This is a genomic window from Paraburkholderia fungorum (assembly GCF_046027215.1).
Classification (GTDB): Bacteria; Pseudomonadota; Gammaproteobacteria; order Burkholderiales; family Burkholderiaceae; genus Paraburkholderia; species Paraburkholderia fungorum_D.
The window spans coordinates 1,228,607-1,254,064 of sequence record NZ_JAQQEN010000002.1 but is presented as its reverse complement, the minus strand read 5'-3'; the positions used below and the strand labels follow the sequence as shown (position 1 = coordinate 1,254,064).

The following is a 25,458-nucleotide window of genomic DNA, read 5'->3' as shown; positions in this document are numbered from 1 at the left end:
AGACGTGCGCTAGCCGTTCGCGACCAGACCCAGTGCCTGCGCGCGCGAAACCGCGTGTGCGCGCTTGTCGACGTCCAGTTTCACGAAGACGTTCTTGACATGAGTCTTGACGGTTTCAGGCGCAATCCCCAGGGTGCGCGCGATCTCCTTGTTCGACTGCCCCTGGGCAATCAGCTCGACGATGCTGCGCTCCCGCGCGCTCAACGGCTCCCGCTCCATGTCGCGCCTCGGCGTGACGGGCTCGTACAGCGCCCGCCAGCCGTCCAGCAGCCGATCGATGTAAGCGACGATTTCCTTCGTCTGCGGGGTGGAACGCGTGTCGTCGCGAACCGCCTGCAGGAGCGGCCCGATTTCGGGCCCCTGATCGAGAATCGAGCGATAGATGCCGCTATTGGCGCCCAGGACCTCGCGAAAGATTTCGACGGCGCGGGGCTGGTTGTTCGCACGCAACCAGACGAGCGCGATCACGATGCGCAGGCGCAGCGCGAGATAGTCGCCGTGCCGGCTTTCAACGCCTTGCAAAGCGGATGCCAACGCCCCGAGGGCTTCCTCTGTCCGGTTCTGGGCCATCGCCACCCAGGCGACCGCGATCGCTCGGTAGGTTTCGATCTCCGGCGAGACTGCATGCTCAGCGGGGCAATGGGCGCCCGCCAGTTGATCGAGTTGAACCACACATGCCGACGCTTCTGTCACCCTGCCTTCAGCAAGATAGAGCATCACGCGCTCGACGAGAACGCCGGCAATCAGCCGGTCCCAGCGGCGTGCGTAACCCAGAGTCTGCGCCTGATCGAGCAGCACATAGGCCCGCTCGGCGTCAGAACGCGCGATCGCGATCCGGACCAGCACACGGTAGGCGATCAAGGTGCTATCGAGCAGGACCGCCAGGTCGATCACCGGCATGAGATCGACCAGTAACGCTTCCGCCTCGTCGAGCCGTCCCTGCTCGTACCAGATCTGCGCAATCATGGGCGCGCACAACGCGGCCGAGATGGATTTCGGACCGGCATGACGCTCGGCGAGCTGGATCGACTCGGTGAAATAGCGCTCGGCGAGCGCGAAGTGCATCTGCTGCATTTCCGCGTGGCCGAGCAGGCATAGCCGGTAGACCGAGGCGAACACGTTGCGCTGGTCTTCCTCGATCGAATAGGGGATCCACGGTGTCGCGTACAGCGCTTGCAGGTTGCCTGCTTTCCAGTGCGCGAAGCGCGCGACGTTGGAGACGACGTTGGTGGTCCAGCTGTCTGTAGACGGCCGTTCAAGGCAGGCCTGTGCGATCGCCAGCGCGCGCGGCGCGTCGTCCTGCAGCGCGGCCACCACCGAGCGGATCGCCTGGCACTCCCAGCGGATGTTGTCGGCGGTGGTGCTCGAGCCCGTAGCCGTGTCTCGCTCGATCTGATCGAGTATCGCGAGCGCTTCGCCAAAACGCATCGCAAGCGCCATCCCCCAGGCGATGGCGAGCGTGATTGTGACCTGCCCGCGCATCAGATGCGCGGGGAACTGCCGTTGCCAGCCGAGCAGCGTAAGCAGGTCGCCCTTCGTGACGAGCGCCATCGCGCAGTGAGCCATCAGGGAGACGGCGTCTTCCGTATCGCCCGCGGCGATCGCGTGCTTGACGGCGTCTGTCCAGCGCGCCTCTTTGGCGTACCACCGGCACGCACGACGATGCAGGTCCATCACCTGATCGGGATGCTGGGTTTCGAGCCGCCGATGCAGGTACTCGCCCATGAGATGGTGATAGCGGAACCAGCGTCCGTCGATATCGAGCGGGTCGAGCAGCAACTGGCGTGCGGAGATCGTGTCCAGCATGCCTTGTGCCGCCGCCATGCCGGTCACCGCTTCGCATAGCGACGCCGTCAGGCGGTCGAGTATCGACGTGCGCTGCATGAACTCGACCATCTCGGCCGGCAAACGCTTGAGCATGTCCTCGAGGTAAGCGGCGAACGGCCGGGAGGCGCCGGACGGTGCGCTCACGTCCCAATCCGGTTTGCCTTCGTCACGCGATAGCACTGAGGCAGAAATGCGCAGCGCCGCGGCCCAGCCTTCCGTGCTCGCGAACAGCGACTTGACGCGGGCAGTGCGCAGCTCGCCTGGACATTCGTGTTCGACAAAGCTGCGCGTTTCGTCGAAGTTGAAACGCAGTGTCGACGCGTCGATTTCCAGCAGGTCGTTGCCCGCTCTCAGGTTGGCGAGCGGCAGCGGTGGATCGGTACGCGTGCAGACCACGACATGCACGTTCGACGGAGCGTTCACGATGAAATACGACATGGCGTCGTGAATGGCGGTCAGGCTGATCAGGTGATAGTCGTCGACGAACAGATAGACCTCGTCATCGACTTCGACGAGTTCGTTGATCAGCGTCGACACGACTGAGTGCGCCGGCACGAGTGACGCCTCGGTGGTCAGGCTGACCGCGGACACGCCGACGCTTGTGCAGGCGTTGTGCAATGCCTGCGCCAGATGATGAAAGAAGCGCGCGGGCTCGTCGTCCTCCGTGTCGAGCGACAGCCACGCGACATAGGCGCCGCTTGCATTCAGCCCGTTGAGCCATGTGAGCGCCAGCGATGTCTTGCCGAAACCGGCGGGCGCCTTGATGACCGTAAGCCGTTTGTTTTCCACCTTCCCGGCGAGAGAGAGCAGGCGTGGCCGGTCTATCAATCCGGCGGGCAGGCGCGGCGGAAACACCTTGGTTGCGAGGAAGAGAGGCGGCCTGATCGGGGACGGCGCTTCTATCACGTGCATCAATAGCTCCGGGCGTTCGGGTTGACCCTGGCTGCCATTCCCCGTTCATGCAATCGCGTTCCCCTGTAAGGGGGATGTTGCGTGACGTCGCGCCGGGACACTATGGATTCCAACGAAATCATACGCCCAACCACCTCGAAGGAGGAGACATGTCTACCGCAACGAATCACCTTGCAGCGCACAAACTCGGTCCGCTCGGCGCGCAGCCCGAACTCTCCGAAATGAACCAGATGGTCCAGCAGAGCGTGCATCGTTACGCAGAAGAAGTGATGCGTCCGGTCGGCGTCAAGCTCGATCGCATGACGCCCGAGGAGGTGATCGCCAGGGGTTCGCCCTATTGGGAGGCACGCGAAAAATTTGTCGGGCTCGGTTTCGGTGTCGACGGGCTGTTCGAACTCGAACCCGCCGAACGGGCGACGACGATGAGCATCCTGTTCGAAGAGCTCGGCTGGGGCGATTCGGGACTCGCGATCACCTACGGCGCAGGCTTGCTGCCCGCACTGATGAGTGCGATGTCCGGCAACGCGTTTTGCCGTGCGCTCGCGCCGGACGAGAAGCTCGGCTGCTGGGCCATCACGGAACCCGATCACGGCTCCGACATGCTCGACGTGAACGGCATGATCTTTCATCCGCAGGGCACGTACGGCCGGCCCAACTGCGTGGCAACGCTGCGCGGCGACGAGGTGATCATCAACGGCCAGAAGTCGGCGTGGGTGTCGAACGGTATCGCCGCCGACGTGTGCATCCTCTATTGCGCGGCGGACAGCGGCAACGGCGCCGACACGAAACGCGGCGCGGTGGTGATCGTGCCGCTCGACGCCGAAGGCGTCTCGCGCGGCAAGCCGCTCGACAAGATCGGCCAGCGCGCGCTCAACCAGGGCGAGCTGTTCTTCGAGAACGTCAGGTTGTCGAAGGAGCACCTTCTCGCCGGCCCCGACCAGTATGTCGACGCGGTCTATGCGATCCACACTTTCGCCAACGCGATCATGGCCAACGTGTTTGCCGGCACCGCGCGCGCCGCGTTCGAGCTCGCGCTCGCTTACGCGCATGAACGCAAGCAGGGTGGTTTGCCGATCATCCGCCATCAGTCAGTCGCATCACGGCTCTTCCACATGTTCCGCAAGGTGGAGGCCGCCCGCGCACTCGCGCAGCGTGTGGTGCATTACAACTTCACCGCGGCGCAGCCTTCGCTGCACGCGGCAATGACGGCGAAGGTCACCGCGACCCAGACCGCGTTCGAAGTCGCCAACGACGCGCTGCAGATTTTCTGTGGCAACGGGCTCACCCGCGAGTATCCGATCGAAAAGATCTGGCGCGACGCGCGCGCGTCGATGATCGAGGACGGCTGCAACGAAGTGCTCGCGATCAAGGGCGGCTACTACCTGATCGATCCCGAGCTGCTTTGAAGGGCACGGCGCGTCCACGCAATCCGATGACAACCTGAAGGAGACGACGACATGGCAACGACATACGAAGTGGTCCTCTATGGAGCGAGTGGCTACACCGGCAAGCTCACGGCGTGGAAGCTCGCTGAGCGCGGCATTCCGTTCATTGCCGCCGGGCGCAGCAAGGAGCGGCTGGAAGAAGAGCTGGCGAAGGTGCCCGAACTCGCCGGACATGACTATCAATGCGTGGCGGTTCAGCACGAAACGGGCGCGCTCACCGAATTCTTCAAGGGCAAGAAGGTGGTGATCAATATCGTCGGGCCGTTCATGCAGCTCGGGCGCCCGGTTGTCGAGGCGAGTCTCGCCGCCGGTTGCCATTACTTCGACACCACCGGCGAAACCGACTGGATGTCGCGACTGAAGCGCACCTATGGCGAGTCCTTCGCGGCCCGGAATCTGGCGCTGTGCCCCGGCAATTCGTACATGTGGGCCGAAGGCAATCTCGCGGCGGAGATCGCGCTGGAAACCCCGGGCATCGACACGCTCGACGTGCTGTATCTCGGCGACTCGGAAGTGAGCGTCGCCTCGACGATGTCGTTTCTGCGGATGTGCACGCAGCCGCAGTTCTACCTGCGCAACAAGCAACTGGTGCAGTGGCCATGGGCCACGCCGTATCAGGTTCATGTGCCGGGTGAGCACATGCTGCTGAACGCATTGCCATGGAGCGGCGGCGGCGAGCCGGTCTGGTACCAGGACGACCCACGCGTGCGCAATTGCCAGACGCTTGTGTCGTTCAGAAATCAGGAGCGCTTTCTCGCGGTGGTCGGCCTGCTGAAGAAGTTCGAGGAAGAGTGCCGCCACCTCGATCCCGCCAGACAGGAAGAGGTCACCAATGAGTGGGGCAAGGCCGTGACGCAGGTCGAGCCTCCCCGCGAAAACCCGGACGTGAATCGCTGCACGTTGTCGTGCCAGGGGCGCGGCAATACGAATTCCGTCAGCGTGATTCTGCGTGGCAATTCACCGTATGCCCAAACCGGCGTGCTCGGTGCGGAGGCGGCGCGACGCGTACTGCGCGGGCAATTGAACGCAGCTGGTTTCGTGTCGCCGGCGCAGGCGTTCGGCGCGCGCAATCTGATCGCCGCGCAGGCCGAGGAAGGTTACCTCGCCTACGAGATAAAGAGCGTTTGACGACGAATCGGATGGTTCGCGCTGGCAGCTTGTGGCTTACGACGCGCGGCGCGTTCCTCCTTGCGGTGGAGAACCGAAATGGGCAACGAAGTGTATATCGCGGGCGTCGGCATGACGCTCTTCGGCAAGCATCTGGAAACCAGCGTGAAGCAGCTCACGCGTGCGGCAGTGGAAGCCGCGCTCGCCGACGCGGGCTGTGACAAGGCGCAACTGCAGGGCGCGTTTTTCGGCAACTCCACGCAGGGGCACATGGAAGGCCAGCACATGATTCGCGGCCAGCTTGCGCTGCGGGCGATGGGCATCGACAAGGTCGCGGTGATCAACGTCGAGAACGCCTGCGCGAGTGCCAGCACCGCGTTTCACCTCGCGGTGAACTACGTGAAAGCCGGGGCCGCCGATATCGTGCTCGCGGTGGGCGCCGAGAAGATGTTCTCCACGGACAAGGCGCGCACCTTCAGCGCCTTCGACGGTGCGTGGGACGTGCATGACACCGAGAACGGCAAGCGCCGGCTGCTGGAGATGGGCGAGGGCATCGAGCCGCCCGCGGGCAGCGTGTCGACGAAACCGTACAGCGTGTTCATGGACATCTACGCGTCGATGGGCCGGATGCACATGCGCGAATTCGGGAGCACGCAGCGCCAGTTTGCCGCCGTGTCGGCCAAGAACCACGGACATTCGGTTCACAACCCGCTTGCGCAGTACCGGCAGGCTTACTCGATCGACGAGATTCTGGGTGCACCGCCGATCACCTATCCGCTCACCCTGCCGATGTGTTCGCCCGTCAGCGATGGCGCGGCCGCGGCGATCGTATGCAGCGAGGCCGGCCTCGCGCTGTTAAGTGGGCGGCGCTCGCGCGCGATTCGTGTGCTCGCGTCCGTGCTGCAAACGGGCAGCGATCGGCCGGCCACGGCGCTCGACCGGCATCTGGTCCGGCTGGGCTCGTTGCGCGCGTATGAGCAGGCGGGCGTCGCGCCGCAGGATGTCTCGGTTGCCGAGGTTCACGACGCGACGGCGATCGGCGAAATTATCCAGTCCGAAGTGCTCGGATTGTGCGAGCCGGGCATGGGCGGGGTGGCCGCGGAACGCGGCGAGACGACGATCGGCGGGCGGATTCCGATCAATCCGTCGGGCGGCCTCGAATCGAAGGGGCATCCGATCGGGGCGACAGGACTCGGTCAGCTTTATGAGCTGGTGACGCAGTTACGCGGTGAGACGGGCGCCCGCCAGGTCGAGGGCGCACGCATCGCCATCGCGGAGAACGGCGGCGGACTGTGCGGCGTGGAAGAGGCCGTTGCCAGCATCACGATTCTCGGACGCTGAGGCCGTATGGTGAACCCGCGCGTGAAGCCGCGACAGATTCCGCGCACGCGCAAGACCGAACCGCATCTGCAAGGAGAGAGGGCGCCATGAGCACCACACCCGAAACCACGTTGGCAGCGTTGCTCGCCAACCGCGTCGAGACGATGCCGGATCTCGACGTGCTGACCGTCGAAGGCGCCGGCGTGCGGCCCGATGAGGTGCGCACATACCGACAACTGTGGGAGAACGGCCAGCGTCTCGCGCAGGTGTTGATCGATCAGGGCCTGCAACCTGGCGAGCACTTCGCGCTGCTGATGGCCAATCACGCGGAGTTCATCGACGCGATGGTCGCGGCGTCGATTTCGGGCGCCGTGTTCGTGCCGATCGATCCGCGCGCACGAGGCGAGAAGCTCGCCTTCATGCTCGACAGCCCGGGCTGCCGCGGCGTTATCGCCGCCGACTATGCGCTCGACAACCTGCTTGCCGTGCGCGCTTCGCTCTCCAAACTGTCCTGGGTGATCGGGCTCGAAACCGACGAGGGCGCGAAGCCGCTCGCCGATTTCCCCGGTGTGTTGTCGTACCGCGCGTTGCTGCCGGAGCAGGTGCCCGAATTGCCGATCGTGGCGCGCGACCCCGACAGCGCGATGCAGTTGATTTTCACGTCCGGCACCACCGGCGATCCGAAGGGCATTGTCATGACGCATCGCCGCTATTGCGGCACCTCGGCGGCGGTGTCGGCGCTGTTTGGCTACGAGCCCGGCGACCGGCCGTATTCGGGACTGTCGCTAACGCATGCCAACGCGCAGATCGTGACGCTGGGCGCCTCGCTCACCGCCGGCATGCGCGCCGTGCTGTCGCGCCGCTTTACGAAGTCGCGGCTGTGGGACATCACCCGCAAGTATCGCTGTACGACGTTCACGCTGCTCGGTGGCATGACCACGGCGGTCTATAGCGAGCCGAACAAACCCGATGACGCGGACAACCCCGTGCGCTTCGTGATATCCGCGGGGATGCCGGCGGCGATCTGGAACGACTTCGAGAAACGCTTCGGCGTGCAGATCGTCGAGTTCTACGGCGCGGCGGAAGGCGGGATCACGGTCAAGCCGCTCGGCATCGGCCCGGTGGGAAGTATCGGCAAGCCGGCGCCGATTCTCAGGCACCGCATTGTCGATGACGACGGCAACGACTGCGCGCCCGGCTTGCCCGGCGAACTGCTGTTCCGTCCGGCGGATGGCTCGCCGTTCAAGGTCGAATACTTCGGCAATCCGGAAGCGTCGGCGAAGAAGTGCAGGGACGGCTGGCTGTATATGGGCGACGTCGTGCGCGAAGACGAGAACGGTTGGCTCTTCTTCGAATACCGCAAAGGCGGCGGCATTCGTCACAACGGCGAGTTCATCAATCCGGCGTCGATCGAGAAAGTGATCGCCGAATCCGGTCTGGTCGAAGACGTCTACGTGTACGGCGTGAAGGCCGCATCGGGCGCGCCCGGCGAGAAGGATGTGGTCGCGGCGGTGGTGCCCACGGACGCGGCCCGTTTCGATCCGCAGCAGATATTCCGCGCATGCCGCGCGAAGCTGGAAGCGAGTTCGGTCATCTCCTGGTTGCAGGTGGTGCCCGAGATACCGAAGACAGCGTCGGAAAAGCCGCTTGAACGCTATCTGGTCGATATGTTCGACGGCCAGCGTAACACCGTGTTCGCGGAGACGCCGTGACGGTGCGCGGCGAAACCCAGGCAATATTCAAATGGAGTAGGCAATGAAAGTACTTGTACCTGTCAAACGCGTCGTCGACGCGAATGTGAGGGTCCGCGTGAAGGCCGACGGCAGCGCTGTCGACATCGCCAACGTGAAGCTCTCGATGAACCCATTCGACGAAATCAGTGTTGAAGAGGCCGTGCGCCTGAAGGAAGCCGGCGTCGTGAGCGAAGTGATCGCGGTTTCATGCGGCGTACCGGCTTGCCAGGAAACGCTGCGCACCGCGCTGGCGACGGGCGCCGACCGCGCCATCCTCGTCGACACGGACGCGGAGTTGCAGCCGCTCGCGGTCGCGAAGTTGCTGAAGGCGCTGGTGGATAAGGAGCAACCGCAACTGGTGCTGCTCGGCAAGCAGGCGATCGACGACGACTCGAACCAGGTCGGCCAGATGCTCGCGGCGCTGCTCGGCTGGCCGCAGGCGACGTTCGCCTCGAAGGTCGCGATCGAAGCGGGCAAAGCCACGGTCACACGCGAAATCGACGGCGGCCTCGAAACGATCGAAGTCGATCTGCCGGCGGTCATTACCGCCGATCTCCGGCTGAACACGCCGCGCTATGCCACGCTGCCCAACATCATGAAGGCGAAGAAGAAGCCGCTCGATGTGGTGACGCCGGACGCGCTCGGTGTCGACGTCAAGCCGAGGCTCATCACGCTCGGGCTCGCGGAGCCCGCCAAACGCGAGGCAGGCATTCGTGTCGCCGATGCTGCCGAACTGGTCGATAAGCTGCGCAACGTCGCCCACGTCATCTAACACGCAAGGGGAGAAAAATGCCCGTACTCGTTATTGCTGAGCACGACAATCAGGTGCTCAAGACAGCGACCCTGAATGCCGTCACCGCCGCCGCCCGACTCGGCGACGACATTCATGTTCTCGTGGCTGGCTCGCAAAGCGCGGCAGTCGCCGAACAGGCGGCCCGCATTGCCGGCGTCACCCGGGTTCGTTTCGCCGACGCCGCGCACTACGGCCACGCGCTGGCCGAGAATCTGGCGGCGCTCGTCGTGAAGATCGCGGCTGACTATAGCCACTTGATCGCGCCGGCCACCACGACTGCGAAGAACGTAATGCCGCGCGTGGCCGCGTTGCTCGACGTGGCGCAGATCTCCGAGATCATTGCCGTCGAATCCGCCGATACGTTCGTGCGCCCCATCTACGCGGGCAACGTGCTGGCAAAGGTGCGAAGCGCCGACCCGATCAAGGTGATCACCGTTCGAACGACGGCCTTCGCGGCCGCGCCCGCAGAAGGAGGCACAGGCGCCATCGAAGCGTTGGAGCCCGCCGCCGACGTGCCAGGCTCGCGCTTCGTGAGTCACCAGCTTACCCGCTCGGAACGCCCGGAGCTGACGTCCGCGCAACGCGTGATCTCCGGCGGCCGCGGCATGGGGGCCGGCGAAAACTTTGCGCTGATCGATGACATTGCCAACAAGCTCAACGCAGCGGTCGGCGCGTCGCGCGCCGCGGTCGATGCCGGCTTCGCGCCCAACGATTATCAGGTGGGTCAGACCGGCAAGGTCATCGCCCCGCAGTTGTATATCGCGGTCGGCATCTCCGGCGCGATCCAGCATCTGGCAGGAATGAAGGACTCGAAGGTGATAGTCGCGATCAATAAGGACGAGGAGGCGCCGATCTTTCAGGTCGCCGATTACTGGATCGTGGGCGACCTCTTCAAGGTGTTGCCGGAGTTGTCCCGCGAACTGGACAAGTTGCAACAGGGTTGAGACGGGAGCACATGATGAGCACTTATATTGCGCCGTTGCGCGACATGCGTTTTGTGATGACGGAACTGGCGGAGCTCGGCGAGTTGTGTTCGCTGCCGGGCTACGAGGAGGCGACCCCGGAACTCGCCGAGGCGGTACTCGAGGAGGCCGCAAGGCTTGCGACCGAAGTGCTTGCGCCGCTCAACAAGCCGGGCGACGAACAGGGCGCGCGGCTGACGCCTGATGGCGTGGTGGCCGCCGACGGCTTCTCGGCTGCCTACCGGCAGTTCGTCGCCGGAGGGTGGAGTGGCCTGAGCGGCGACCCCGAGTTCGGTGGTCAGGGCCTGCCCGAACTCCTGCAGGCGGCGACCGTGGAAATGTGGAACTCGTCCAACATGGCGTTCGCGCTGTGTCCGCTGTTGACCGCCGGCGCCACTGAGGCGTTGCGGCAGCATGGTTCGGATGAGTTAAAGGCACGTTACCTACCGAAGATGGTCAGCGGCGAGTGGACCGGCACGATGAACCTGACCGAGCCGCAGGCCGGTTCGGACCTCGCCGCCGTGCGCACGAAGGCCGTGCCGGACGGGGACCACTATCGCCTCTCCGGCCAGAAGATCTTCATCACGTGGGGCGATCACGACATGACGGATAACGTGATTCACCTCGTGCTGGCGCGCACGCCCGACGCGCCCGAAGGCGTGCGTGGCATCTCGCTGTTCCTCGTGCCGAAATTCCTCTTCAACGCCGATGGATCGCCGGGCGCGCGCAACGACGTGCACTGCGTGTCCCTCGAACACAAACTCGGTATTCACGCGAGTCCGACCTGCGTGATGAGCTTCGGCGATCGGGGCGGGGCGATTGGCTATCTGGTGGGGCAGGAGAACAAAGGCCTCGCGCATATGTTCACGATGATGAACGAGGCGCGCCAGAAGGTGGGTATCCAGGGGCTTGCGATCGCGGAACGCGCTTATCAGCAGGCCCGCGAATATGCGAAGGAACGCGTCCAGGGACGACTCGCGGCCAGCAAATCGAGTGGCGCCGTGGCCATCATCCATCACCCGGATGTACGGCGCATGTTGATGATGATGAAGTCCCAGGTCGAAGCGATGCGTGCTTTCGCGTACGTGATGGCCGCGGACATGGACCGCGCGCACCGTGACCCGGACGCCGGTGAGCGCGCCCGTCGCCAGGTGCGTGTCGATCTTCTGATCCCCGTGTTGAAGGCATGGTGTACGGAGTTGGGCGTCGAGATCGCGTCGACAGGCGTACAGGTGCACGGCGGGATGGGTTACATCGAAGAGACGGGCGCATGCCAGTTTCTGCGCGACGCACGGATCGCGCCAATCTACGAAGGCACGACGGGCATTCAGGCTGCGGACCTTGCAGGTCGCAAGCTCGCATCAGATCAGGGCGCGGGGATGGCCGACCTTGTTGCGGAGATTCGTGAGACCACGCTGGAGCTCGCGCGCAGCACGGATACGCAAGTGGCGCCCGTGGGCACGGCGCTCGCGGCCGGTGTGCAGGCGCTTGAAGATGCCACCGCCTGGATGCTGCAAGCATTGGCGACTGAGCCCGATGCAGCGCTTGCCAGTTCAGTCGACTATCTGATGCTCACCGGCTACGTGTGCGGCGGATGGCAGATGGGGCGCGCTGCGCTCGTTGCATCAGGAAAAAACGCAGCGAATGAGGACCCGGATTTTCATCGCACCAAGCTCGCCACTGCGCGCTTCTATGCCGACAAAATCTTGCCCAAAGCGAATGCGCTGCTGGAAGCGATCCGCAGCGGCGCATCGGGCGGGGCGAGCCTCCCAATCGAACAGTTCTGAGCGACGAAGCAATAACAGGTGTCGATGCAAAGACATTGATCTGTAATGCGAAATAAAATGGAGGGGATATGATGAAAAAACTTGCGTGCCTGGCGTTAATACCCGGCGCGATATGTACCAGTGCGATGGGGCAGAGCGCAGGCAGTCTCATAACCAGCGTGGGTGGGGCGTGGCTCGATTTTGGCCCGTCTTCGGCCACATCGTTGCAGAGCAGTTCTGCGTTGGGCACGTTCACGTCTGCGGGAACGGGTGGTCAGATACATAACACGGCGACCTTTGAGCTCTCGACCACTTATTTCGTCACGGATAATATTGCGCTGGACCTGGCGACGGGCATACCACCCAAGCTCAAGCTGTATGCGCAGGGCAACGCCACACCTTTCGGTGCTGGCGGCCCATCGCTCGCTCTGGGGAATCTGCAGCCGCTGGCCACCACCCGGTCGTGGGCACCCATTCTGTTCCTGAAGTATTACTTCTTCGGCGCGCAGACGAAGTTGCGCCCCTTCGCCGGTGTCGGCGTGAACTATACGTGGTACTCGCATACCGATCTCAATGCGACATTCAGCGGCGCGTTGCAGCAGATTGCAGGGCCGGGCGGACAGGTCAAGGCAACGCTCAGTCCGTCATGGAATCCCGCGTTCGTCGCGGGCGCGGCTTACAACATCAGCAAAAACTGGTACGCGACTGCGTCGGTGACGTATCTGTTTCTCAAGACAAACGCGACGGTCAGTTCCGTGGCCGCCAACGGTCAGACGGTGTTGTCCAACAAGACGCACATCACGGCGGATCCGGTGATCGTCTTTGTTGGACTTGGGTATCGGTTTTAGCCTGTATCGCACACCCGTCTAGCGCTCAGATTTGAAAGTTGTTCTGTGTGCCAGCAAACATACAGGCGCAATTTTGGCATTGGGGAATGACCTGGCGCGCAGTTCCTTATATTTCACCTGCCTCGCGCCGGCCACGATACGGGAAAGCACTCATACGGGGGTCCTTCAGTCCTTCCTAACATGCATGATGCACACGTCGAATGCTCCATCAAAGGCGTGGCGTGTGGCAGTAAGTGGACTGATAACTCGTAGAAAGAAAAGGAGAGGCCGGCCATGAAGCGAGCATTTCTCGTGCTGCTGACCTTTTGTCCTTTTCTTTTCGGCTGCGTGGTAGGGGGTGTGCCTTCCCACATCGCCGACGCATTGCCCGGATGTGAAAAAACGCTCGATCAGCTCGACTGCATACTGAACACCAACTCGGGAGTGGTCGAGGAAGTCAAACCGAATGACAAATCTCTCCCTACGTTAGGCCTGGCCCTGTCTGGTGGCGGCTCAAAATCCTCGCCGTTTGCCATGGGGGTAGTAAAGCGGTTCGTCGACGAAGGCTGGTTGTATCGAACCGACTACCTCTCGTCGGTGTCTGGTGGCTCGTACACTGCCTTCTATCTCTACTACAAGGCATATCAGGCGATTCACGACAACGTGCCGGTAATCAGCGCTTATCCAGGTCTCACCCGGTATTTCATGGACACGCGGAATCTCGACAGTCTTGAAGACGATCTTCCTTATGTGCTTCTGTATTCTCCGGACGAGGTGAAGCACGAGTGGTACAGCCTGGCGGAACTGCCGGACGGTTGCACCAGCCTTGGTCCTGTTCCGGTGAATGACCCGAATCCCACAGACCTTGATGCGCCCGTCTGGAACAAGGTGCAGCAGGCGGCGTATCAGGGCTGGGTTGAGTGCTATCAGGACTTGCTGCGTACACATCGGGCGCAGATGTCGAAGTACAAGGATGGAGTAGTCGCTCGAACCCAGTATGCAAACGAGCTGGGCGGCACATTCGCGATGCTCTTTGCTGAGTCGATAGTCACTGCGCCTGCCAACTGGGTCACCAATGTCCTTTTCGATTGGAAATGGCGCGTTTCGCCCACGCAGTATGACTATCTCTACGGGATTCTGCGAACGTATGGCTACATGCCGCGTGCGGGTGACAAACTGCCCGTGTCTCCTCACGCCGACTATTTCCAGGAAATGGCGAAGTGCCTGGACTTCAGTGATCTTTCGATTATCTACACGCGAGACGCGGAGACGACCCGCGAGAAACTCGGCGGATATCTGCCAAAGTGGATTCTCCAGGCAACGGGGAACTCGGGAAACGTTGGTCTCGACCTGTCACCGAAGCACTACGACCTGGGCTCGGACGTGTTTGAAATTTCGTTCGACGAGTTCGGCTCTGGCCGATATGGGTACGTCCAGGGCTCTCCTTGGCTTGTCGGGCTGAGCGTTCCGATGGCGGTCCTGTCATCGGCAGCTTTCGCTGATACGGCACAACGCAGCGTGCGTATTCCCAGAGGCGCGGTCAATTTTGTGCTTCAAACGATCAACCTGCGTTGGGGCTTCGACATCGCAAACTACAACGAGTCAGATGCAAAACGCCGGTTGCATTCGCTGCTTATATGGCCGTTCTATTACCTCGACTCCCCGGTGACCACCCAGTGGGGGCCGACCATACATCTTTCGGATGGCGGACAATCGGGGGATAACCTCGGCCTCACGTCACTCATGCGTCGTGGCGTGCGTCATATCGTGGCCGTGGCCGGCGAGCAGGACTATGATTCGAGCGCCAACGCGATGATGCTCGGCTCCCTGTGTTCCGCGAATTACTATCTGAACGTGCGGGGCTACACGATGGACTTCGATGGCGATCCGACCTTGCCATCGGGAACGGGGCCCGAAAAGTATCACCTTGCTGACAAATGCACATGGGACGGTGACCGCCAGATCTATGTCCATCCGTCGGAGGACGGTAGCGGCAACATGACCCCTCTTAACTGGAAACGGCGTGTGTGGGTCGGCCATGTCGTTCCGTATGTGCCCGGCGTTGACGGCCCAAAGCTGCTATTAGGGGAAAAGCCGACCGAACCAGCAGTGACACCAAAACACCTTGGCGGTATCACGATCTACTACATCAACTCGGCGATGGACAAGGACGCGTGGATGCCGGTAGTTCGTGACTGGTACCCAAGAGACCCCTCCGATCCAAGGACATTCCTTGCCAAAGGAGCGCCGGGCAATCCTGCGTTCTGCAAAGGCATGGCACCGGAGCCAGGCGATTACAGCTGTCCGCTCGTCGAATACTTCCAGGATACGGACTCCGCTGTACGGTTCCACCATCAGAAATGGGTGTTTCCGCAAACGAGTACGGCTTTCACGACGTACAGTAACAGCATCAACCTTTTCCGTGCCTATCGTGACCTCGGCTGGCTGTATGCAGGCGACCTGCTCAATGCGTCTCCCGAACTGCACGACATACTTCTACACGGAGAGGAAAACCAGCCATCGGAAGACCTGGCGAAATTGTACAGTCAGCAGAAGCCTCGATATCCGAAGGACGAGCGCGTTTGCAAAGGCTGGAAAGGATAGGTGGCGGTCAGTAGTGCCAGCCTCGTCATGCCACGTCACGTCATCAGGTTGATGAGGAGAGACCTGACGCTGAAGACCGTTTGGGGGCGCCGAACCGGGGAACCGTATGACGATATCGTCTCCGGCATGCTAATCCGGCGGCCTGCACGGACCTGTGACTTTCGACGATTCTTGACATTTCTTATTCCACGCAGGATCATGCGATATCAATCTAATTGATTGTTGCGACCGTGACCGCATCAGGCCCCTGTTGGATGCCAACGTACGGATCGACGGCGTCGATCCCGTTCTCATGCCGCAGGATTTTTTTGTGCCTTTCGGGTCGCAGACTACGATCTCTGAGCTATCGCTCAGCAGCAACTCGGTGACGCGACCGCCGGAACCTTGCCTTATATTGCCGTCCCCATTTTTCCATCGCGCCTTCCGGCATACGTCAATCTAACTGCGCGCCGTCTGCAGGGTCGAGCCAATACGACAGCAGTTCCGGCATGGCGAATGCACTCGCCGTCCGACGTCGAGCCGGCCCATGTCACTGCGCTGAGCGTCGATGAACCATGCCCGATTCGACACCCGTTCGATAGACCTTGGATGAGATGACGACGTGCCGGTGACAAGGCTTAGCGTCGCGCATCGATGGCGGCCCACTTAGGCCGGGAAATCATGAAGAACGACGTGAGTATGGACATCGATGTCTCTGCCGTGGAGTGACTGGCGAGCGGTGTTGGTTCGGGTAATTCCTAATCCGATGGTGGGCTGAAATAGGTTGCAAAAACAACTGTTGTAGAGTTTAATTCGACCATGGTTTGGTTGCTTTTGCAATAATCAACCGTTCGGATGACTATCAGGGCCGAAAGCTATTTTCGAGCTGAAAACTAATTTGCCGCGGCCATGGACGCGTCGCTGCAGGGTGACCACGCGTTCGGTCACACGGCTAAGTCGGGCTGAACTCGCAGGGCGTGATGGCAGCTTTAGCGCACATGCTCTGACTGACGAGCCGATGATGGACGCCAGCGGTGGATTCGGAATGTGAAGGTAGCCAGGTGGAGGCTAGACCCAAGAATGGAGACACGAAAGTGAGTTTTGAAATACTACTGAAGCCGAGCGGAAATCGCTATGTCGTCGAAGAGGGCGAAACGGTATTGGCGGCAGCCATGAAGGCCGGTTTTTTTGTTCCTTATAGCTGCCGTTCGGGCGCTTGCAGCGCGTGCAAGGGGCGCGTTGTGGAGGGCCGGGTCGAGCATGGGCACATACTCGAAAGGGCGCTGCGACCCGAAGAGCGGGAGCGCGGCTACGCATTGCTCTGCTCGGCAAAGCCGCTTTCCGATTTGACCATCGAGGTGGAGGAGTTAACCGGCCTCGATGTCGTCAAGGCTTCGACCTACCCCTGCCGGGTAACTGACATCGCCAGGCCCGCGCCCGATGTTGCCGTTCTGAGGTTGCGCCTCCCTCCGAACGAGAATCTCTTCTTCCGCGCTGGTCAGTACATAGACGTACTGTTGCCAGACGGTGTGCGCCGCAGCTACTCGATCGCCGTGCCGCCCGATCCGGTATCGCTGACGCATATCGAGTTGCACATTCGCCATCACCCGGGCGGTCGTTTCACCGAGCACGTATTCTCGGCGCTTGCCCCGCGGGAGATGCTTCGTTTCGAAGGGCCCTTCGGTTCGTTCTTCCTGCGTGACGCTACCGGGAAGCCCGCCATTCTGCTCGCGGGCGGCACCGGCTTCGCGCCTGTAAAGGCCATCGTCGAGTATGCGCTGCAACGCGGGAGCGCTCGTGAATTCCACATCTACTGGGGCGGCCGTCGGCGACGCGACCTGTATCTGGCCGATCTGCCGCGCAAGTGGGCGGAGGACCATCCGAACGTCCATTTCGTGCCGGTGCTGTCCGAACCGGGAATGGATTGCGACTGGACCGGGCGCACGGGCTGGGTTCACCAGGCGGTCGTCGACGATTTTCCGGACCTTTCGGGCTATGAGGTTTATGCGTGCGGCGCACCGGCGATGGTCAACGCAGCACGGGAAGAATTCACGAACACGTGCAGTCTTCCAGCAGCGGCCTTCCACGCCGATGCGTTCCTGACGCAGGCCGAAACTGCAGCGTAAAGCCACCCAATCGCCGATCGATACACCAGACGTACCTGACACAATGGAGTCGTCTTATGACGCTTGAAATCCCAAGCGAGGCCGTTGTACCGCTGAAAAACAGCCATGCGATCAATCGACCCTACGTGCTCGGACACGGCACGCTGGAGTGCCGCGACATTGCCGAAACGCGGCGCTTCTACGAGGAGTTCCTTGGCCTTGAAACCGTGCGCCATGCGGCCCCCGCGTTCGCGTTCCGGCTGGGTCTGAAGTTCCACGTGTTTTGCGTCGAGGTGGGCGACAAGATCCATGACGTCTCGTTCCTTACCCACTGGGGACTTGACGTGCGTAGTCGTGAGGAAGTCGACGCGGCTCATCGTTCGGCGCACGAGTACACGGATCATTACAAGATTCGCCAGATTACCGAAGTGACGCTGCAACATGGCGTGTATTCGTTCTATCTGCAGGACCTCGATTACAACTGGTGGGAATTTCAGTATTACGAAGGGTTTCAGGACGAGGACATCTTCGATTTCGGCGACCGCTTCTGAATGTCAGGATCTTTCGAAATGAACGACCGCTATCATCTACTAAGCTTCAACGACGAAGGACGAGCGCGCGCCGGCCTGCTGATTGGCGAGTGTGTTTATCCGTATGGTCCACAACTTGGCGAGTTGATTCAGCTCGACATACCTGACCTCACGGTCACTGAACTTATCGGCCGGTGGGACAGATCGGGTTCGCAATTGCGCGAGGCCGCCGCTCGCATTAGCGCATCGACGAAATCGTTGCCAGGCTTTGCGCTCGATGCGGTAAAGCTGCTGGCGCCGCTGCTACCTGGAACCATCTACGGCGCGGGCGCGAATTACCATGATCACGTCGCGGAGATGGACCGCGCGTTCAATATGCCACCGTCGCCCGATCCGCACTCGGTATCGGGGGCGCCCTGGCATTTCATCAAGGCGCCCGCGTGTTCGGTGGTCACGGGTACTGGCGAGCAGGTTACGTTGCCGCCGTACAGCCGCAACGTTGATTGGGAAGCAGAGCTCGCGGTGGTCATCGGACGTCCGGCACGCAACGTCACAATCGAGGACGCGCTGTCGTATGTTGCCGGCTACACCGTGGCCAACGATCTCTCCCTGCGAGATGTATTCGTCCGCGACTACATTGGCGTGCATTCACCGTTCCACTTCGACTGGATCTCCCAGAAGTGTTGGGAGGGAAGTTGTCCGCTTGGACCCTGGTTCACGCCAGCAGAAGACATTCGGGATGTCCAGTCGCTTGGAATCCGTCTTTGGCGTAACGGCGAGTTGCGTCAGGATTCGAATACAGCGGAAATGATCTTTAGCGTGGCTGAGCAGATCGCTTTCCTGAGTAGCCGGGTGACGCTGTACCCTGGCGACGTGATCCTGTCCGGTACACCCGCTGGAGTCGGCATGCCGCACAACCAGTTCATCGAGCCCGGCGACGAGATCGAGGTCTGGGTCGAAGACATTGGCACACTCAGGAGCACATTCGCGGCCCACGACGCCACAAGAAAGGATAGCTGAAGGGGAGGAGGCAATGAGAGTTTCCTTGGCTTTCCGCCGCCCAGGAGCCCTCGGTTATGCAACCGTGAGCAATTCTTGCGACTCGTCGGGCAACGCCTGTCCCAGGTTTTCGGTTTGCGGCGGAATGCCAGCTTGCGTTGCCGTGTAAGACTTGCTCAGTACTTCGAATATTTATTATTTACTTCGTTTGGACCGAACTTATACGCGGCCTGCCGGAAGGAAAAATTTCGGGCGACGCTCAGCCCTTGCAAAACGCCGCGCCCTGACGCGTGGTTTGGGCGAATGCCGCGAACTGTCGCTATAGGTGCACGTCCACGCGTCGTGCAAAAGCAACATAAAGATGCGAACGGGCGTGAAACGGTCGATCGTGATGACACAGGTTCAAATCGGGTTACAGCATCTGATTAATATTTGATAGATCAGTCATCCTAATAATTACAAGAGGTTTGTTGATCAGCATTCCCTTTAGTCTTCTATAACCAGGCATTGCGCCACAAAAATGGAGATTTGATCGTCATGAAAATCAAATGGAGCGCGGCGTTGCTCGCCGCGGCGTCGGGGTTCACGTATGCCCAAAGCAGTGTCACGCTATATGGAATCGTCGATACAGGGCTGTCGTACTACAACCACGCAACAGCCCACGGTGGGTCGGAGATTGGGATGCCTGCTCTGACCGGTGAAGTACCGTCACGCTGGGGCTTGAAGGGTGTCGAGGACCTCGGCGGTGGCTACAAGACATTCTTTGTCCTCGAGAGCGGCTTTCAGCCGGGTACCGGCTTGCTGAACTACGGCGGGCGCCTCTTCGGCCGTCAGGCGAATGTCGGCGTGAGCAGCGACTACGGCTCACTCACGTTCGGTCGGCAGATGAACATGACGATGTACGCGCTGACGAACGCGGATGTGATTGGTCCTTCGATTCATTCGATGGCCGCCTTCGACCCGTATCTGCCGAACTCGCGCAGCGACAATGCGGTTGGCTATCTCGGCAAATTCCATGGCGTCACTCTCGGCGGAACATACAGCTTTGGTCGTGACGCTGCCGGTCCTGCGGGCCCGGCCGCGACTAACTGCGGAGGACAGACGCCGGGCGACTTTGTTGCATGCCGACAATACACCGTGCTGCTTGCCTATGATTCAACGAGCTTCGGTGTGGCAGCATCCTACGACGTGATGCGCGGTGGTGCGGGCGCGTCGGCGCCGCTGAACAACAGCGCGTACACCGATACGCACAATATCGTCGACGGCTACGTGATATTGGGCCCAACCAAGATCGGTGCCGGTTGGGTCAGAAACAACGTGGCAGCCGCGACCCATTTGCAGACAGATATTTTCTTCCTGGGGGCGACGTACTATCTCACGCCAGCGCTTTCGTTCGACGCAGAGGGAGTACGTAACCTGCAACGTGGACGGGCGGGAACGAACGATTCGAGCGCGACGCTACTGATCGGACGCGTAAATTACCAGTTATCGAAGCGCACGTCGGTGTACACGTCGGTCGGGTATATGTTCAACAGTGCGCTGGCTGCCAACCCGGTTGCGGCTGGCGGCACGGTCGAAACTGGGGCGGATCAGCTTGGTGTCATGGTCGGTCTGCAGCAGAAGTTCTGATACGTCGTAACGAATTGGGATAGATGTAATTCGTTTGCTTTTCATAGTAATCCTTATAAATAAAAATTGTTTAAACCTGACGCGAGAGCCTGAGACGGTCTCGCTTATCCTTGCGGATGAGGCACTTGAACGTCTGGATGGCGCTATCTGAGAAACAGTTTTCGTGCTGTGCGCACTCTGGTTGCTTCCCTGATGTGAAATGTTTTATCGTAGCCGCGTTAACGCGCACGTCGTGCGAATCAGTCGCGGCCTTCTTCAGGAGGATTGATGAGAAACGCTATAGATGATGTTGGGCTCGATGTTCTGTTTCGCGAGGCACGTTCGTACCGGGCGTGGCTGGACGAGCCGGTGTCGGACGACATCTTGCGTCAGGTTTACAACTTGATGAGATGGGCTCCCACCAGCGCCAACGGCAATCCCGCACGGATCCTTTTCTTGCGCACCAAGGCGGCAAAGGAGAGACTGTTACCGGCACTCGCTCCCGGGAACGTGGACAAGACGATGAAAGCTCCGGTGACAGCCATCATCGCTCACGACCTGAAGTTCTACGAGAAGTTGCCGCAACTGTTGCCACACGATCCTGGCATGCGTGATCTCTTTGCCAATGCACCGGAACTAGTCGACGCTACGGCGAAACGCAACTCCAGTTTGCAAGGCGCTTACATGATTCTGGCTGCGCGTGCGTTAGGACTGGATTGCGGACCTATGTCGGGGTTCGACAACGCGAAGGTCGACGAGGAATTCTTTAGTGCTGGAAAGAGCGAGCCGAATTCCACCGAAGAATTCTTTCCCGAAGGTCACATTAAATCGAACTTCCTGTGCAATCTCGGGTACGGCGACAAGTCAAATCTGTTTGCGCGCTCGCCGCGCCTCGAATTCGATCAAGCCTGTACGCTTTTATAGATCTGTTCATCGGCCGCACGAAACCAGACTGCCGCTCGCCGTCTTGCCGGGATTTGGCTCGAACGCGACGCGGTAGCTCCACTCGGTAGCGTTCAATACGACCCCATGTCAAACGCGAGCCACGGTCTTGTCGTGCGCGGTGTAGCAAGCTGTCACTTCAGACCGAGCCATGCGGCCGCGTTTTTCCATCGTAAGGCTTCCAGCGTCGCGGCACTCAGGCCAAGGCTGGCGACGCGCGCCGCCGGATCGGCGTCCATGATCGCAAACGGGTAGTCAGTTCCAGTCATGACGCGATCCTCGCCGACCGTGTCGATGAGCGCGTGGATGGCTGTGGCGCTATAGAGGAGATCGTCGTAATAGAGTGTCCGCGCCGCTTCTACCGGCGCTGCGGGCATGACTTCCCTAAGGGCGCCCAGTGTCTCCCACGCAAACTGCATGCGCGGCAGCATGGTCTGGATCGCGCCGCCGCCGTGGCTCAAGGCAATGCGCAGGCGCGGGAATTTTTTCAGCAAGCCACCTGTGATCAGCGATGCCGCTGCAAGGCCAATCTCGCCGGGGAATGCGACGATCTGCTCCAGCGATGCAGGCCCAACCAGCCGGTCCATACCGGCCGGGCGGAGCGGATGCACGAAGATCGCCGCGTTGAGCGCTTCGGCAGCCTCGAAGAAGGGGAAGAAGCGCGGATCGCCGATCGGCACGCCGCCCACGTTGCTGCCCACCTCGATCCCGGCCAACCCCAGTGTGCTGACCGCAAATTCGAGCTCCTGAATCGCTCGGTCGATGTCCTGCAACGGCGCGGCACCGAGTGCGCTGAAGCGGTCGGGGGCGCGGACCACCATATTCGCCAGCGTTTCGTTCAGATAACGCGCCAGGGTTGCGCCATCCTCGGGATCAAGCCAGTACGACAGCAGCTCAGGCATCGGCGAGAGCACTTGCCGTTCGACATCGAGCCGGTTCATGTCAGCGCGTCGAACGTCAATGTCCCACGCCTGATGCGAAACCGTCCGATACACCTTGGATGAGACAACCACGTGCCGGTGGCAAGCGTGGCCTTCGCTCATCGAGGGCCATGGTGCGTTTGGGTAGCGCCCCACGTAGGCGGGGAAGTCGTGTGGAACGACATGAGTATGGATGTCGATGCATCGGCATGCCGAAGGCTGGTGGGCCGCTTTCATAAGGGTAACTCCTGGTGTTTGCAGATCGTAAAAACAGTTGCAAAAACAACTGTTGTGAGCTTTAATTCGATCACAGATTGGTTGTTTTAGCAATAAATATGGAGATGAAACGAATGACCACGATTTCGAGCGTTATTGAGCAGCAGTTCGCATCGCCACGCGAAGCGGCATCTGACGACGCCTTGTTCACGCGTTTGCTGGATGCAGCTGCAGGACTGCGGCCGCTGGTCGCCAAACGTGCCCGCCAGACCGAGCAGGACCGGCGTGTTTCGTCTGACGTAACGAAACTGCTCCGGGAAGCCGGTCTCTACCGGGTCGTGCAGCCGCGGCGTTTTGGAGGATATGAGCTGAGCCTGGAGGCGTTGCGCCGCCTCGCGTTCGAACTCGGTCAGGGATGCGCCTCGACTGGCTGGTGTTACGGACTGAGTGCCGCAGCGTCGTGGGTGGTCGGCATGTTTCCGGAACAGGCGCAACAAGACGTGTGGGGCGAGTCGCCGGACGCGCTGATTGCCTCCTGCATTGCGCCGACGGGCAAGGCCACGCCAACCGGGGGCGGCTTCCGGCTGAAGGGCCGCTGGAGCTTCGGCAGCAACAGCGATAACGCTCAGTGGCTGTCGCTCGGCGCGATGGTCGAGCAGGCCGAAGGGGCGGCGCCCCGGCCGATCTTCCTGCTGGTACCGCAGGGCGAATACAGGATCGTCGACACGTGGTTCACGGTGGGTCTCGCAGGCACCGGCAGCAAGGACATCCTGATCGAAGAGGAGGTGTTCGTTCCTGCGCATCGCACCGTCGCGTTTTCAGAGGTTCTCGAACAGGAAGCACCGGGCGCAGACGTTCACGATTCGGCGCTTTACCGGGTGCCGTTCCTGAGCGGCTTCCCGCCGCTGTTGGCTAACCCGGCGGTGGCTGCCCTGCGCGGTGCGATTGATGAATTCGTCGAGAGCATCGCCGCACGCGCCACGCGCGGCGCCTTTACGGGTGGCGGCGCTTCGATTGCCCAGTTCGGGCATGTCCAGTCGGCGGTGGCGCAGGCCGAAGCCGCGGTCGACGCCGCACAGCTCATTTTGCAACGTGACCTGCAACAGATCACCGAGTGGGTGGACGGCGGCGTCAAGTTGAGCAAGGAGCAACGCATCACGCTACGGCGAGGCCACGCCTACGCCGTGCGTCTGTGCGTTGACGCCATCAACGCACTGTACGACGTCGTAGGCGGAACGGGCATCCAGTTGGACAGTGGTATTCAGCGCGCCTGGCGCGATATCAATGCCGTTGCGCACCACATCAGCGTCAACTGGCACGCGGTGTCGACAATGTATGGGCAGATGCGGCTGGGTCTGCCGCCGCGCGGTCAGTATTGAAGGAGAGGATGTGATGGTCCGATATCGGAAACTGGGGCGCGTCGAACTCAACGTGACGCATCTGGAGAGCGCGCGCCGCTTCTATGAAGACGTGGTGGGACTCCAATACGTTGATACGGGGCCCGACGGCGAGATCCGGCTGCGCTGCGATCACGATCACCATAACGTGGTGCTGCATGAGGCGCCGGAAGCGGGGCTTCGGTGCGCCGGTTTCATGCTGGAGGATGTGGCGCAGTTCAAGCCGCTGATCGGACGGCTTACACGCGCCGGTCTCGACGTGCAGGAAACGGCGCTGAAGATCTGTCGGGAACGGGCGCAGCTGCGGGCTGTACGAGTATTCGAACCGTTGATCGGTGCAACGGTAGAGTTTTACGTGCCGTTGCCAGACGCGGAGCGTCCATTCCGGCCGTCGGTTGCGCGCATCCAGCGGATCGGGCATGTCGTCTTCAACACTCCGGACGCGGCGCGCGCCATTGAATTCTGGCGCGACATACTGAATTTCCGGGAGTCGGACTCGATCGGCGAATTCGTTACCTTCATGCGTGTTTGGCCGAACCCCTATCACCACGGAATTGGTATTGCGCAGTTCGAGCGTCACTGTCTGCACCACGTCAATTACATGGTGACGGAAATTGACGATATCGGTAAGGCGCTCACGCGCCTGAAGGCTGCCAACTCCGACGTGGTGTTTGGCCCTGGCCGGCATCCCGCTTCCGACAGCGTCTTTCTGTATTTCCTTGACCCCGATGGATTGACGATGGAGTACAGCTTCGGGATGGAAACATTTACTGAAGCACATCCTCGTGAGCCACGGCGCATGGAGCCGTCTCCCGGCAATCTGGATTACTGGAGTTCCGTGCGCGATCCGCGCTGTTTCACGGGTGCTGGCGCGAACGCCAAGCCCGCTTTGACTGGACAAAAATCATGAGCGCAATTTCTATCGATGGTCGCGAACTCCGCAACGCAATGGGACGTTTTGCGACCGGCGTCTGTATTGTCACGACGCGTACTGAGGACGGGCGGCAGGCTGCACTGACTGTCAATTCGTTCTGCTCAGTTTCGCTCGATCCGCCGCTGGTGGCGTGGTATCTGAATGACAGGTCGCCGAGCCTGCCGGTGTTCAGGGAATCGGGATATTTCGCCGTGCACGTCCTGGCCGCCGATCAGCAGGACCTCGCGACCCACTTCGCGAGGTTCGCGGAAGACAAGTTCGCGCCGTTCAGCGAACGCGTGCAGACCGGTCTCGGCGACGTGCCGGTGCTCGGCGACGTGCTGGCCTGCTTCGAGTGCCGCACGTCGGGCATCGAGTCTTACGGCGACCACGTCATGATTCTGGGCCACGTCGAGCGCTTCTCCTACGGCAGCGAATCGCCGCTGCTGTTCCATGCCGGCCGCTTCCTCGAGCACACTGCCACCGCATGACGGCGAACCCCGATTCGCCGCGCCGGATCGGCGGATACCCGAGGACAACAAAGACAACTGGA

19 protein-coding genes and 1 pseudogene are annotated in these 25,458 nt (G+C 61.2%); 18 read left to right on the top strand and 2 right to left on the bottom strand.

From position 1 onward, the window contains the following. Nucleotides 1-9 precede the first annotated feature (9 nt). Complete coding sequence (locus tag PQR27_RS26225) at nt 10-2,739, bottom strand: winged helix-turn-helix domain-containing protein (protein ID WP_408526522.1); 2,730 nt, start codon at nt 2,737-2,739, stop codon at nt 10-12. Between the two features lie 149 nt (nt 2,740-2,888). Here PQR27_RS26225 and PQR27_RS26220 point away from each other — a divergent pair, with 149 nt between their 5' ends. From PQR27_RS26220 to PQR27_RS26150, 15 genes and pseudogenes are all read left to right on the top strand, one after another. Further along, a complete protein-coding gene (locus tag PQR27_RS26220; protein ID WP_408526521.1) occupies nt 2,889-4,145 on the top strand; it encodes an acyl-CoA dehydrogenase family protein in 1,257 nt (418 codons plus the stop codon). Nucleotides 4,146-4,196: 51 nt separating this feature from the next. Beyond that, nucleotides 4,197-5,312 (top strand): saccharopine dehydrogenase family protein, encoded by a 1,116-nt coding sequence (locus PQR27_RS26215; RefSeq protein WP_408526520.1) that lies wholly within the window; start codon nt 4,197-4,199, stop codon nt 5,310-5,312. A gap of 78 nt (nt 5,313-5,390) precedes the next feature. Next, nucleotides 5,391-6,632 carry a thiolase family protein gene (locus PQR27_RS26210; protein ID WP_408526519.1) on the top strand — a complete coding sequence of 414 codons (1,242 nt, stop codon included), beginning with the start codon at nt 5,391-5,393 and terminating at the stop codon, nt 6,630-6,632. An 86-nt stretch (nt 6,633-6,718) separates the two neighbouring features. Next, nucleotides 6,719-8,323: an AMP-binding protein gene (locus PQR27_RS26205; RefSeq protein WP_408526518.1), complete on the top strand. Its 1,605-nt coding sequence runs from the start codon at nt 6,719-6,721 to the stop codon at nt 8,321-8,323. A 43-nt stretch (nt 8,324-8,366) separates the two neighbouring features. After that, on the top strand, nt 8,367-9,116 hold the full coding sequence (locus tag PQR27_RS26200) for an electron transfer flavoprotein subunit beta/FixA family protein (RefSeq protein WP_408526517.1): 750 nt from the start codon (nt 8,367-8,369) through the stop codon (nt 9,114-9,116). 17 nt (nt 9,117-9,133) lie between these two features. Further along, nucleotides 9,134-10,081, top strand: a complete 948-nt coding sequence (locus PQR27_RS26195; protein ID WP_408526516.1) for an electron transfer flavoprotein subunit alpha/FixB family protein — start codon at nt 9,134-9,136, stop codon at nt 10,079-10,081. Between the two features lie 14 nt (nt 10,082-10,095). Further along, nucleotides 10,096-11,886 (top strand): acyl-CoA dehydrogenase C-terminal domain-containing protein, encoded by a 1,791-nt coding sequence (locus PQR27_RS26190; protein WP_408528307.1) that lies wholly within the window; start codon nt 10,096-10,098, stop codon nt 11,884-11,886. 68 nt (nt 11,887-11,954) lie between these two features. Then, nucleotides 11,955-12,713, top strand: coding sequence for an OmpW/AlkL family protein (locus tag PQR27_RS26185; RefSeq protein WP_408526515.1), 759 nt, complete (start codon nt 11,955-11,957; stop codon nt 12,711-12,713). Nucleotides 12,714-12,986: 273 nt separating this feature from the next. After that, nucleotides 12,987-15,296 carry a hypothetical protein gene (locus tag PQR27_RS26180; protein WP_408526514.1) on the top strand — a complete coding sequence of 770 codons (2,310 nt, stop codon included), beginning with the start codon at nt 12,987-12,989 and terminating at the stop codon, nt 15,294-15,296. Between the two features lie 205 nt (nt 15,297-15,501). Continuing rightward, nucleotides 15,502-15,735 (top strand): annotated as a pseudogene (locus PQR27_RS26175) (hypothetical protein); the annotation flags it as partial. 634 nt (nt 15,736-16,369) lie between these two features. Continuing rightward, nucleotides 16,370-17,401, top strand: a complete 1,032-nt coding sequence (locus tag PQR27_RS26170) for a CDP-6-deoxy-delta-3,4-glucoseen reductase (protein ID WP_408528306.1) — start codon at nt 16,370-16,372, stop codon at nt 17,399-17,401. A gap of 56 nt (nt 17,402-17,457) precedes the next feature. Then, nucleotides 17,458-17,931 (top strand): VOC family protein, encoded by a 474-nt coding sequence (locus tag PQR27_RS26165; protein ID WP_408526513.1) that lies wholly within the window; start codon nt 17,458-17,460, stop codon nt 17,929-17,931. 18 nt (nt 17,932-17,949) lie between these two features. After that, nucleotides 17,950-18,930, top strand: a complete 981-nt coding sequence (locus PQR27_RS26160; protein WP_408526512.1) for a fumarylacetoacetate hydrolase family protein — start codon at nt 17,950-17,952, stop codon at nt 18,928-18,930. Between the two features lie 516 nt (nt 18,931-19,446). Further along, nucleotides 19,447-20,538 carry a porin gene (locus tag PQR27_RS26155; RefSeq protein WP_408526511.1) on the top strand — a complete coding sequence of 364 codons (1,092 nt, stop codon included), beginning with the start codon at nt 19,447-19,449 and terminating at the stop codon, nt 20,536-20,538. Nucleotides 20,539-20,805: 267 nt separating this feature from the next. Further along, the gene (locus tag PQR27_RS26150) at nt 20,806-21,441 is read left to right on the top strand and encodes a malonic semialdehyde reductase (RefSeq protein WP_408528305.1); all 636 of its coding nucleotides are present in this window, start codon (nt 20,806-20,808) and stop codon (nt 21,439-21,441) included. Between the two features lie 152 nt (nt 21,442-21,593). Here PQR27_RS26150 and PQR27_RS26145 read toward each other — a convergent pair whose 3' ends face one another. After that, nucleotides 21,594-22,616 carry an amidohydrolase family protein gene (locus tag PQR27_RS26145; RefSeq protein WP_408526510.1) on the bottom strand — a complete coding sequence of 341 codons (1,023 nt, stop codon included), beginning with the start codon at nt 22,614-22,616 and terminating at the stop codon, nt 21,594-21,596. Nucleotides 22,617-22,729: 113 nt separating this feature from the next. On the opposite strand from PQR27_RS26145, the gene PQR27_RS26140 reads away from it, so the two are divergent. The 3 genes from PQR27_RS26140 to PQR27_RS26130 are packed head-to-tail and all read left to right on the top strand — an operon-like array spanning nt 22,730 to nt 25,396. Beyond that, complete coding sequence (locus PQR27_RS26140; RefSeq protein ID WP_408526509.1) at nt 22,730-23,974, top strand: acyl-CoA dehydrogenase family protein; 1,245 nt, start codon at nt 22,730-22,732, stop codon at nt 23,972-23,974. Between the two features lie 13 nt (nt 23,975-23,987). Continuing rightward, nucleotides 23,988-24,902 (top strand): VOC family protein, encoded by a 915-nt coding sequence (locus PQR27_RS26135; RefSeq protein ID WP_408526508.1) that lies wholly within the window; start codon nt 23,988-23,990, stop codon nt 24,900-24,902. Then, nucleotides 24,899-25,396, top strand: a complete 498-nt coding sequence (locus PQR27_RS26130; protein ID WP_408526507.1) for a flavin reductase family protein — start codon at nt 24,899-24,901, stop codon at nt 25,394-25,396. Before PQR27_RS26135 ends, PQR27_RS26130 begins: the two co-directional genes overlap by 4 nt. Nucleotides 25,397-25,458 lie beyond the last annotated feature (62 nt).